Annotated in this window: 8 protein-coding genes; all 8 read left to right on the forward strand. The window is 64.1% G+C overall.

The window, feature by feature from the left end; all coding sequences use genetic code 11:
- Nucleotides 1–1107: 1107 nt before the first annotated feature.
- The 8 genes from ACIP21_RS26050 to ACIP21_RS26085 all read left to right on the forward strand — a co-directional run bounded on the left by ACIP21_RS26050 (nucleotide 1108) and on the right by ACIP21_RS26085 (nucleotide 12254).
- Entirely contained in the window at nucleotides 1108–2424 is a 1317-nt protein-coding gene (locus ACIP21_RS26050) for a nucleotide sugar dehydrogenase (RefSeq protein WP_400694001.1), read from the forward strand.
- Between the two features lie 85 nt (nucleotides 2425–2509).
- Nucleotides 2510–3991 carry a glycosyltransferase family 2 protein gene (locus ACIP21_RS26055; protein ID WP_400694004.1) on the forward strand — a complete coding sequence of 494 codons (1482 nt, stop codon included), beginning with the start codon at nucleotides 2510–2512 and terminating at the stop codon, nucleotides 3989–3991.
- 37 nt (nucleotides 3992–4028) lie between these two features.
- The gene (locus tag ACIP21_RS26060; protein ID WP_400694007.1) at nucleotides 4029–5195 is read left to right on the forward strand and encodes an HlyD family efflux transporter periplasmic adaptor subunit; all 1167 of its coding nucleotides are present in this window, start codon (nucleotides 4029–4031) and stop codon (nucleotides 5193–5195) included.
- A 12-nt stretch (nucleotides 5196–5207) separates the two neighbouring features.
- A complete protein-coding gene (gene algK, locus ACIP21_RS26065) occupies nucleotides 5208–6635 on the forward strand; it encodes an alginate biosynthesis TPR repeat lipoprotein AlgK (RefSeq protein ID WP_400694010.1) in 1428 nt (475 codons plus the stop codon).
- Complete coding sequence (locus ACIP21_RS26070; protein WP_400694013.1) at nucleotides 6632–8110, forward strand: alginate export family protein; 1479 nt, start codon at nucleotides 6632–6634, stop codon at nucleotides 8108–8110. The genes algK and ACIP21_RS26070 overlap by 4 nt, the downstream gene beginning before the upstream one ends.
- Nucleotides 8111–8126: 16 nt before the next feature.
- Nucleotides 8127–9686 carry a mannuronan 5-epimerase AlgG gene (algG, locus tag ACIP21_RS26075; protein WP_400694016.1) on the forward strand — a complete coding sequence of 520 codons (1560 nt, stop codon included), beginning with the start codon at nucleotides 8127–8129 and terminating at the stop codon, nucleotides 9684–9686.
- A gap of 13 nt (nucleotides 9687–9699) precedes the next feature.
- Entirely contained in the window at nucleotides 9700–11142 is a 1443-nt protein-coding gene (locus ACIP21_RS26080; protein ID WP_400694019.1) for an alginate O-acetyltransferase, read from the forward strand.
- Nucleotides 11143–11150: 8 nt separating this feature from the next.
- On the forward strand, nucleotides 11151–12254 hold the full coding sequence (locus ACIP21_RS26085; protein WP_400694022.1) for a mannuronate-specific alginate lyase: 1104 nt from the start codon (nucleotides 11151–11153) through the stop codon (nucleotides 12252–12254).
- The last annotated feature ends 84 nt before the right edge of the window (nucleotides 12255–12338 follow it).

Genomic DNA, 12338 nt, shown 5'->3' on the forward strand with positions numbered 1-12338 from the left:
GCTTCACAAGCCTTGAAGCTTGCACAGCACCTGTGGCTCCCACAGGTGCTTCACAAGCCTTGAAGCTTGCACAGTACCTGTGGCTCCCACAGGTGCTTCACAAGCCTTGAAGCCTGCACAGTACCTGTGGCTCCCACAGGTGCTTCACAAGCCTTGAAGCTTGCACAGCACCTGTGGCTCCCACAGGTGCTTCACAAGCCTTGAAGCTTGCACAGTACCTGTGGCTCCCACAGGTGTTTCACAAGCCTTGAAGCTTGCACAGTACCTGTGGCTCCCACAGGTGTTTCACAAGCCTTGAAGCTTGCACAGTACCTGTGGGAGCGGGTTTACCCGCGAAGAGGCCAGTTGCCTTGATACATCCCTCCTGCCCTGCAACGGGGCACGCTTCAAAATGCCATCAGGTCATTATTCCGACGCCAAAAAACCAACATCTCTACCTTTATCGCCAAACGCCATAAGACCGTTCGTACTTTTTTGACGAATTTTGAAAAATATTTTCACGTGATGGCATAACAACACCCCGCAACTGTCTCGTCCTTGATACACGGGGGTAAAACTGCCGCGTGCTATCAAATTGAAAGTATTTTTCACTGAAGAATTATTTAGAAATCTTTCATCGAGGCGGAACCCTCCCAGGAACTTCTCCTACGACCAATAGCTCATAGTGCCGTAACGAATTTCACGCCCCATCCGTGTGAGAGATGACTTACAGATGACAAAGGCAGGTATCCGTTACCCGCCATGGAGAACTAAGACAGGTATTGCCGGTGTCCCGGAAAGCCCTGTCACAACAGGAGAATCGCCGCCCTTACTATTCGTCCTAGTGGTTGATTTCAAAGGATTTATCCACTTGAAAGAACAAGCACAGCAACGCGCCAAGTAGCGCATTGCAATAAAGACGGCTGCATTTCAGGGCACGCCTTTTAAATACCGGCAAGCAACTGCCAACTTTTAGTGCACAACTTTGTGCGCGACGGAATCATTCATGCCTGCGCTCGGCGAAGTGAGCATTTCGCCATGGACCCGTGCGCCTGAAAACTGTTGTTAATCAACCCAGTCCGGCTCTTCCCGGAGGAGCTGGCGTGATAAACACATGAGGTGATAGCGATGCGTATCAGCATCTTTGGTTTGGGTTATGTGGGTGCGGTATGTGCAGGCTGCCTGACGGCACGAGGCCATGACGTGATTGGTGTGGACGTGTCCAAGACCAAGATCGACCTGATCAATCAGGGCAAGTCGCCCATTGTCGAGCCTGGCCTGGAAGAACTGCTGCAGCAAGGCATCGCCAACGGCCGCCTGCGTGGCACCACCGACTTCGCCGAGGCCATCCGTGCCAGCGACGTGTCGATGATCTGCGTCGGCACCCCGAGCAAGAAGAACGGCGACCTGGGCCTGGAATACATCGAGTCGGTCTGCCGCGAAATCGGCTACGTCCTGCGTGACACCGACCGCCGCCACACCATCGTGGTGCGCAGCACCGTGCTGCCAGGCACCGTGAAGAACGTGGTGATCCCGATCCTCGAAGACTGCTCGGGCAAGAAAGCCGGGGTCGACTTCGGCGTTGCCGTGAACCCCGAGTTCCTGCGTGAAAGCACCGCGATCAAGGACTACGACCATCCGCCGATGACCGTCATCGGCGAACTGGACAGCGCCAGCGGCGACGTGCTGCAAGCCCTGTACGAAGAGCTCGACGCGCCGGTCATCCGCAAGCCGATCGAAGTGGCCGAGATGATCAAGTACACCTGCAACGTGTGGCACGCCACCAAGGTCACCTTCGCCAACGAGATCGGCAACATCGCCAAGGCCGTGGGCGTGGATGGCCGTGACGTGATGGACGTGGTCTGCCAGGACAAGGTGCTGAACCTGTCGCAGTACTACATGCGCCCGGGCTTCGCCTTCGGTGGCTCGTGCCTGCCCAAGGACGTGCGCGCCCTCACCTACCGCGCCGCCTCCCTGGACGTGCGTGCACCACTGCTCGACTCGCTGATGCGCAGCAACGAATCCCAGGTGCAGAACGCCTTCGAGCTGATCGAAGCCCACGACAAGCGCAAGGTCGCCCTGCTCGGCCTGAGCTTCAAGGCCGGCACCGACGACCTGCGCGAAAGCCCGCTGGTGGAACTGGCCGAGCGCCTGATCGGCAAAGGCTACCAGCTGGACATCTACGACGAGAACGTCGAGTACGCCCGCGTCCACGGCGCCAACAAGGAATACATCGAATCGAAGATTCCGCATGTCTCCTCGCTGCTCAACGCCGACTTCCAGAAGGTCATCGACGACGCCGAGATCATCGTCCTGGGCAACCGTGACGAGCAGTTCCGTGCCCTTGCCCAGCAAGCGCCGGCCGGCAAGCAGGTGATCGACCTGGTGGGCTTCATGAGCAAGCCGAGCTGCACCACCCGCGGTACCGAAGGTATCTGCTGGTAAGTGCCCGGCCGGGCAGCGCAAGGGCGCTCGACGAGAGCGGCACCTGCGCTGCCCCCCTTTCCCGAATTCTCGACGGATGCTGAACATGCAAAGGCTCCAGACCGTGCTGTTGCAGTGCGCCGGGTGGCTGCTCTACATGAGCCTGCTCATGCTGATCGCCCTGGCCCTGCCAGCCGATATCTTCGACTCGCAGTCGAAGCACTTCATCTTCCTGGTCGGCGCAGTCGGCATCTGGCGCTATTCCATGGGCGCCACCCATTTCATCCGCGGCATGATCTTCCTCTACGGCGTCTACCCGTACCTGCGCCGCAAGGTGCAGAAGATGGGCAAGGCGGCCGACCCGTCGCACGTCTACCTGATGGTCACCAGCTTTCGCATCGAAGCGCTGACCACCGCCCAGGTGTACAGCTCGGTGATCCGCGAGGCGATCAACTGCGGCTACCCCACCACCGTGGTCTGCTCGCTGGTGGAGATGTCCGATGAGCTGCTGGTGAAAAGCCTGTGGGCCAAGTACAACCCGCCCGCACACGTCACCCTGGACATCGTGCGCATCGCCGGCACCGGCAAGCGCGACGGCCTGGCCTATGGCTTCCGTGCCATCTCGCGGATGCTGCCGGACGAGAACGCGGTGGTCGCGGTGATCGACGGCGACACCGTGCTGGCCGATGGCGTGGTGAACAAGACCGTGCCCTGGTTCAAGCTCTACCCCAACGTCGGTGGCCTGACCACCAACGAATTCTGCGAAGTGCGCGGCGGCTACATCATGAGCGAGTGGCACAAGCTGCGCTTCGCCCAGCGCCACATCAACATGTGCTCGATGGCCCTGTCCAAGCGCGTGCTGACCATGACCGGGCGCATGTCGATGTTCCGCGCCAGCGTGGTGACCAACCCCGAGTTCATCGCCGACGTCGAAAGCGACTCGCTGATGCACTGGCGCCTGGGCCGCTTCAAGTTCCTCACCGGCGACGACAAGTCCAGCTGGTTCAGCCTGATGCGCCTGGGCTACGACACCTTCTACGTGCCGGACGCCGCCATCAACACGGTCGAGCACCCGCCGGAGAAGAGCTTCCTCAAGGCCAGCCGCAAGCTGATGTACCGCTGGTACGGCAACAACCTGCGGCAGAACTCCCGCGCCCTGGGCCTTGGCCTGCGCCGCCTGGGCCCGTTCACCAGCGTCGTGCTGTTCGACCAGCGCGTGTCGATGTGGACCAGCCTGCTGGGCCTGACCGTAGCGGTGATCGCCAGCCTCAAGTTCGGCATGGCCTACCTGCTGGTGTACCTGCTGTGGATCGGCATCACCCGCCTGATCCTCACCGTCATGCTGCTGTGCTCCGGCCACAACGTAGGCCCCGCCTACCCGCTGATCCTCTATTACAACCAGATCGTCGGCGCGCTGATGAAGATCTACGTGTTCTTCCGCCTCGACAAGCAGTCCTGGACCCGCCAGCCGACTGCCCTGAAGCGTGACCTCGCCAGTTTTCAACAATGGTTCAACACCTGGTCCTCGCGGACCATGACCTTCTCGGCTGCCAGCATCTTCGTCGCTGTGCTGTTCATGGTCGTGTGAGCCCAACCCGGATCGGAACTAACAGGAACAAATCCAGATGAATACCGCCGTGAACGTCAACGTCGTGCATGAGTCCGAAGCCCAGCGCCAACACGCCCGGGTGCGCATCCCGGCCAAGCTGCGTTTCCTCGACAGCGAGCGCCAGCCCCACGATGTGAAGGTCGACGACCTCTCCGCCGGTGGCCTGAGCTTCCATACCAAGCAACCGCTGACGGTGGGCGAAGTGATGCGCGGCCGCCTGCAGTTCACGGTCGACAACCTCGGCCTGTCGATGGACATCGAATTCCAGGTGCGCGCCTACAACCCCACCAGTGGCCGCACCGGTGCGCAGTTCCAGAACCTCGAACCGCGCGACATCGCCACCCTGCGCCACATCATCACCAGCCACCTGTCGGGTGAGCTGATCAGCGCCGGTGACGTGCTCAGCACCCTGCAACGGGACAACTTCACCAAGGCGCGCAAGCAGAAAGACGGCGGCAGCGGCCTGTCGGCGTTCGGCCGCCTCAAGGCAGTGACCGTGACCCTCGGCGTGTTCGTGGTCGGCGTGGCGGCGTTCGGCTTCGTCGCCAAGTCGCTGTACGGCATGTACTTCGTCAGCCACGCCGAGGCCGGCGTGGTCGCGGTGCCAACCAGCAGCGTGACCATGCCGCGCGACGGCACGGTCAGCAGCCTGGTCGAAAGCGGCGGACAGATCGCCAAGGGCGCACCGCTGGCGACCTTCACCACCAGCATGCTGGACATGCTCAAGGGCAGCCTGGACGACTCGCAGCTGGAGCCGGCGAAGATCGAGGAACTGTTCGGCAAGCAGCTCTCCGGCACCCTCACCAGCCCCTGCGATTGCGTGGTCGCCCGCCAGCTGGTGGACGACGGCCAGTACGCCTCGAAGGGCCAGCCGATCTTCCAGCTGGTGCCGCGCACCAGCAACCCGATGGTCGAGGCGCGCTTCAGCTACCGCCAGTTCGACGAGGTCAAGCCAGGCACCCGGGTCAACTTCCAGGTCGCCGGCGAAGACCAGGTGCGCACCGGCAAGATCGTCAGCAGCGCCAGCCTCAACAGCGAAGACCTGGCCTCCGACATCCGCGTGCAGATCAAGCCTGACGACGGCCTGCCGGCCGAGCTGGCCGGGCGCCCGGCAGCGGTCAACAGCGACCGTGGCCCTTCGCTCAACTGGCTGATCGACAAAGCCGTGGCCCGTGGCCTGTAAGAGGACACCGCGATGATTCCCTACAAGAAAAGCGCGAGCCTGGGCCTCTGCGCCCTGGCCACGGCGATCGCCCTGGCCGGCTGCGCCGGCCTGCCCGACCAGCGCCTGGCCAACGAAGCCCTCAAGCGCGGCGACACCGCCCTGGCCGAGCGCAACTACAAGGCCCTGGCGGATCTCGGCTACAGCGATGCCCAGGTGGGCCTGGCCGATATCAAGGTTTCCAGCGGTGACCCGGATCAGTTCAAGCAGGCCGAAGCCACCTACCGCGCCGCCGCTGCCACGTCGCCGCGTGCCCAGGTGCGCCTCGGCCGCCTGCTGGTGGCCAAGCCCGACAGCACCCAGGCCGAGCGCGAAGAGGCCGAGACCTTGCTCAAGCTCGCCGCCCAGCAGGGTGAACAGAAAACCCTGATTCCCCTGGCAATGCTCTACCTGCTGTACCCGCAGAGTTTCCCCAAGGTCAACGCCCAGCAGCAGATCGACCAGTGGCAGGCCGCCGGTTACCCGGAAGCGGGCCTGGCGCAGATCCTGCTCTATCGCACCCAGGGCACCTACGACCAGCACCTCGACGACGTCGAGAAGCTGTGCAAGCAGGCCCTCGACAGCATGGACGTGTGCTACGCGGAACTGGCCACGGTGTACCAGAAGCGCGGCCAGGCAGACCAGCAGGCAGCCTTGTTGCAGCAGCTCGAAGCCGCCTATGCCCGCGGCACGGTACCGGCCAGCCGGGTCGACAACGTCGCCCGCGTACTGGCCGACCGCAACCTTGGCCAGACCGACGAAAAAACCGCCAAGGCCCTGCTCGAGCGCATCGCCCCGTCCAACCCGGCTTCCTGGGTCAGCCTGGCGCAACTGCTCTACGACTTCCCCGAGCTGGGCGACAGCGACCAGCTGATGGCCTACATCGACAAGGGCCGCGAAGCCGAACAGCCACGCGCCGAGCTGCTGCTGGGCCGCCTCTACTACGAAGGCAACGGCGTGCCGGCCGATGCCCAGAAGGCCGAACAGCACCTGCTGGCCGCCGCCGCTGCCGGCGAGATCAGCGCCGACTACTACCTCGGCCAGCTGTACCGCCGTGGCTACCTGGGCGACGTCGAACCGCAAAAGGCCGTCGACCACCTGCTCACCGCCGCCCGTGGCGGCCAGAACAGCGCCGACTACGCCCTCGCCCAGCTGTTCAGCGAAGGCCACGGCGTTCGCCCCGAGCCCACCAACGCCTGGGTGTTCGCCCAACTGTCGCAGGTCAACCCGACGCCGCAATCGACCGAACTGGTGCAGCAACTCGATCAACAACTCACGCCCGAACAGCGCAGCCAGGCCCAGGGCCTGCTGGCGCAGGAAAAGCAGGCCCGCGGCAACATGGCCCAGGTTGGCCGCCGCAGCCTGACACTCGATGCCCTGCAAGACCAGGATGCTGCTGTAGACGGTGAGGACTCGCTATGACGCTCAATCCCTTCGTGAAAGCCGGCATCGGCCTGAGCTTCGCCCTGCTGTGGTCGTGCCCGACCCTGGCCGAGATGACCGCCCAGAAGAACTTCGGCCTGGAAGTGAAGATCACCGGCCAGTCCGAAGACGACCGTGACCTCGGCACCCGCCCTGGTGGCGACGTCAACGGCCTGGGCCTCGACCTGCGCCCCTGGGTATACGGCGAGCGCGGCAACTGGAGCGCCTACGCCATGGGCCAGGCGGTCGCCGCCACCGACACCATAGAAACCGACACCCTGCGCCAGAACGACGATGGCACCACCACCGACACCGGCGACGACAGCCGCCAGCCGGACAAGAGCTACCTGGCCATGCGCGAGTTCTGGGTCGGCTACAGCGGCCTCACCGCCTACCCCGGCGAGCAGCTGCGCTTCGGCCGCCAGCGCCTGCGCAGTGACGACGGCATGTGGCGCGACACCAACATCGAAGCGCTGAACTGGACCTTCGACACCACCCTGCTCAGGGCCGACCTGGGCGTGGCCCAGCGCTTCAGCGAATACCGCACCGACCTCACCGAACTGGCCCCGGAAGACAAGGACCGCACGCATGTCTACGGCAACGTCGCCGCGCAGTGGACTCCCGGCCACTGGGTCGGCCTGCGCGCCCACCACACCCATGACAGCGGCAGCCTGAAAAACCCCGGCGAAACCATCGACGCGCTGGACAAGACCCGCACCGGCGACCTCACCTGGCTGGGCCTGGAAGCCAACAGCGACGCCTACAACTGGCGCAACGACCACACCGTCAACTACTGGGGCAGCGTCACCTGGCTGACCGGTGATCGCGACAAGCTGAGCAGCCAACTGGTGGGTGACGACCAGGTCGCCACCGGCAAGCAGAGCGGCGACGTCAACGCCTGGGCCACCGACCTCGGCATCCGCCTGCGCCTCGACCCGCAATGGCAGGTCGGCGCGGCCTACGCCCGTGGCAGCGGCGGCGGTGGCGACGACGGTTCGAACAACTTCGAGCAGACCGGCCTGGAGAGCAACCGCTCCAACTACACCGGCACCCGCTCGCGCGTGCACCGCTTCGGCGAAGCCTTCCGCGGCGAGCTGGGCAACCTGCAGGCGGCCACCCTGTTCGCCTCCTGGCAACTGCGCGACGACTACGACGCCAGCCTGATCTACCACAAGTTCTGGCGTGTCGACGGCCACCAGAACATCGGCTCCAGCGGCATCAACGCGGCGGTCGACGACAACGGCGTGAACCGCCAGCTGGTCGATGGCGAGAAAGACCTCGGCCAGGAAATGGACGTGGTCGTCACCAAGTACTTCAAGCAAGGCCTGCTGCCGGCCTCCATGAGCCAGGCGATCGACGAGCCGTCCGCCCTGGTGCGCCTGCGCGCCGGTGTGTTCAAGCCGGGCGACGCCTACGGCAAGGAAGCGGACTCGTACATGCACCGCGCCTTCGTCGACGTGATCTGGCGCTTCTGAGGCCGGGAGAACCCTGATGAACCTTCACCCGCACATCCGTCACAGCCTGCTGGCCAGCGCCCTGCTGCTGGCTAGCCAGCTGGCCGCCGCCGCACAGCCCCAGGTGATCGCCAAGGAGCTGCAGCAGGCCAGGACCTACACCGTGGCCAGCGCGCCGATCGAGCCGCTGCAGATGGACCCGCCCAAGCTGCCCGACCTGAGCGGCTATACCGCTGCCGCCGTGCAGAAGAAGATCGACCGCAGCCACAAGGGCAAGGTCAGCCTGCGCCGCATGTTCCAGGAGGACACCCTCAAGGAATTCGTCGGCGGCGACAACAAGGCCGCCGAGTGGGTGCAACGCCAGCATGGCATTCCCCAGGCGATCTTCATCGATGACGGCCATGTCGACCTGGTCGAGCTGAGCAAGCAGGTGCCCAGGCAGTACCTCAGCGAAGTCGAGCCGGGCGTGTACCTGGCGCGCCTGCCGATCGTGGTCGGGCACAAGGGCATCCTCGAGATCGACGGCAAGGTCAAGCAGCTGCGCCTGTCCCAGGAAGGCGGTGCGTTCCTGGTCAACGACGGCAAGCTGTTCGTCAGCGACACCCAGGTGACCGGCTGGCGCGAAAAGGACAACGGCCCGGCGACCTTCCGCTCGCCGAAGGAATTCCGCCCGTTCCTGCTGTCGTGGGGCGGCACCGAGACCTACATCGTCAACAGCAAGATGGCCAGCTTCGGCTATGCCAAGTCCAAGTCCTACGGCGTCAGCATCTCCCAGTACACGCCGAACATGTCCAGGCAGAAGGGCCGCGCCGAACCCACCGGCTGGATCATCGGCTCGGAGTTCAGCGACATGTGGTACGGCTTCTACTGCTACGAGACGCAGGACTTCGTGGTCAAGGACAGCACCTACCGCGACAACATCGTCTACGGCATCGACCCGCACGACCGCTCGCACCGCCTGATCATCGCCGGCAACACCGTGTACGGCACCAAGAAGAAGCACGGGATCATCGTCTCGCGCGAGGTCAACGACAGCTGGATCATCAACAACAAGAGCTACGACAACAAGCTCTCCGGCGTGGTGATCGACCGTAACAGCGTCAACAACCTGGTGGCCTACAACGAGATCTACCGCAACCACACCGACGGCATCACCCTGTACGAAAGCGGCGACAACCTGATCTGGGGCAACAAGCTGATCAACAACCGCCGCCACGGCATCCGCGTGCGCAACAGCGTGAACATCCGCCTGTACGAAAACATCGCCATGGCCAACGGCCTGGTCGGCGTGTACGGGCACATCAAGGACCTGTCCGACACCGACCGCGACATCGCCCTCGACCCGTTCGACACCAAGGTGTCGCTGATCGTGGTCGGCGGCGAGCTGGCGGCCAACGGCTCCGGCCCGCTGTCGATCGACTCGCCGCTGTCGGTCGAGCTGTACAAGGTGTCCATGCTCGCCCCGCGCAAGGCCAGCGGCATCAGCCTCAACGGTGTGCTTGGCGAGCGCCAGGACGAAATCCTCGACCTGCTGGTGCGCCAGCAGAAGGCCGTGCTGATCGACCCGGTCGAACGCCAGACCGAAATGATCGATTAAGGAAGCCCAGACCATGACTCCACACCTGATGAAACTGCTGGGCCTGTCCGCCGCCCTCCTGGCCATCAGCCAGGGCGTGCGCGCCGACGAAGTGAAGGCGCCGACCTTCACCGCCGAGCCTTGCTGCCAGCTGTGCCCCGAGGCCCATGACGCCAGCCGCTACACCACCCGCTACCAGCAGAACTTCACCACGCTGGTGCAGGCCCAGGGCGACTGGCTGTTCCGTACCCGCGAAGACCTGCGCACCGAGTTCAACACCACCCCGGCCGGCTACAAGCGCCTGCAGCAGGTGCATGACGCGTTCAAGAAGCGTGGTGTCGAGCTGGTGGTGGTGTACCAGCCAACCCGCGGCCTGGTGAACCGCAACATGCTCAAGCCCGAAGAAAAAGCCGCCTTCGACTACCAGAAGGCCCTGGGCAACTACCAGGCCATGCTCAAGCGCTTCGCCAGCATGGGCTACAACGTGCCCGACCTGTCGCCGCTGACCAACGAACAGCTGGCCGCCGCCGACCAGGGCAAGGACTTCTACTTCCGCGGTGACCAGCACTGGACGCCTTACGGCGCCGAGCGTGCGGCGAAGATCGTGGCCGATACCGTGCACAAGATGCCGGCCTTCGAAGGCATCCCGCGCAAGGAATTCGAAACCCACAAGTCCGGGCGCATGGGCAAGACCGGCACCCTGCACAACGTCGCCGGCCAGCTCTGCAACACCAGCTACGCGGTGCAGTACATGGACCAGTTCGCCACCGAGCCAAAAGGCTCCAGCGGCGGCGGCGACGACCTGTTCGGTGATGAAGGCAACGCCCAGATCACCCTGGTCGGCACCAGCCACAGCGGCAAGAACTACAACTTCTCCGGCTTCCTCGAACAGTACATCGGCGCCGACGTGCTCAACGTCGCCTTCCCCGGTGGCGGCCTGGAAGGCTCGATGATCCAGTACCTGGGCAGCGAGGAATTCCAGAACCACCCGCCGAAGATCCTCGTCTGGGAATTCTCGCCGCTGTACCGCCTGGACCAGGAAACCATCTGGCGGCAGATCCTCGCCCTGCTCGACGACGGCTGCGATGCGCGCCCGGCACTGATGAGCGCCAGCACCACGCTCAAGCCCGGCAAGAACGAGCTGATGGTCAACGGCAAGGGCGGCGTGATCAAGGACCTGGTCAACCGCAACCTGCAGATGGACGTGAAGTTCGAGGACCCGTCGGTGAAAGTGCTGCAGGCCACCCTGTGGTACCTCAACGGCCGCCACGAAGACATCAAGCTGGAAAAACCCGAGACCTCCGACACCGACGGCCGCTTCGTCTTCCAGATGCGCGAGGACGAGGACTGGGCCAGCCAGAGCCTGCTGGCCTTCGAGGTCCAGGGGCCGGAAAGCGGCACCCAGAAGGTCGAGGCCAAACTCTGCAAACGCAACAACTTCGCCGTGCCCGCGCAAACCGCGCAGGCCGGCCAGTGAGGCGAACCATGACGGCACTCAAGCACATCTTCCGCCCCGCCCTGCTCGGCCTGGCCCTGTTGGGCGGCGCCGCGCAGGCCGCGCTGGTCCCCCCGCAGGGTTACTACGAGGGCATCGAAAAGCTCAAGACCGGCGACGGCAACTTCCGCTGCGAAGCAGCGCCCAAGCCCTACACCGGCGCGTTGCAGTTCCGCAGCAAGTACGAAGGCTCGGACAAGGCCCGGGCGACCCTCAACGTCGCCTCGGAAAAGGCCTTCCGCAAGTCCACCGAGGACATCACCGACCTCGAGAAAGGCGTCAGCAAGATGGTCGGCCAGTACATGCGCGACGGCCGCCCGGCGCAGCTCGACTGCACGCTGACCTGGCTCGGCAGCTGGGCACGCGCCGGTGCGTTGCTGTCCACCGACTACAACCACACCGGCAAGTCCATGCGCAAATGGGCGCTGGGCAGCATGAGCGGTTCGTGGCTGCGCCTGAAGTTCTCCAACTCGCAGCCGCTGGCCGCGCACCAGGCCGAGGCCGAGGTGATCGAGAAGTGGTTCGCCCGCCTCGCCGAACAGACCGTGCGCGACTGGAGCGACCTGCCGCTGGCGAAGATCAACAACCACAGCTACTGGGCCGCCTGGTCGGTGATGGCCACCGCCGTGGCCACCGACCGCCGCGACCTGTTCGACTGGGCGGTGAAGGAATACAAGGTCGGCGCCAACCAGGTCGACGAGCAGGGCTTCTTGCCCAACGAGATCAAGCGCAAGCAGCGCGCCCTGGCCTACCACAACTACGCCCTGCCACCGCTGGCGATGATCGCCAGCTTCGCCCAGGCCAACAACGTCGATTTGCGCAGCGAGAACAACTTCGCCCTGCAACGCCTGGGCGAAGGCGTACTGTACGGCGCCCGCGACCCCCGTCACTTCGCCGAGCGTGCCGGTGAGAAGCAGGACCTGAAGGACCTCAAGGTCGACAGCAAGTACGCCTGGCTCGAACCCTGGTGCGCGCTGTACCACTGCGTCGGCGACACCCTGGAACGCAAGCAGCATATGCAGCCGTTCGACAGTTTCAGGCTCGGCGGCAATGTGACCCGGGTCTACGACCCGAGCGCGGCTGCAAAGAAATAGAAAAACCCTGTGGGAGCGGGTTTACCCGCGAATAGGCCAGACCTGCCATGTGCGGTGCCTGTGCCGGCCTCTTCGCGGGTAAAC

Origin of the sequence: Pseudomonas sp. NPDC089401 (assembly GCF_044749485.1) — a bacterium.
Lineage (GTDB): Bacteria > Pseudomonadota > Gammaproteobacteria > Pseudomonadales > Pseudomonadaceae > Aquipseudomonas.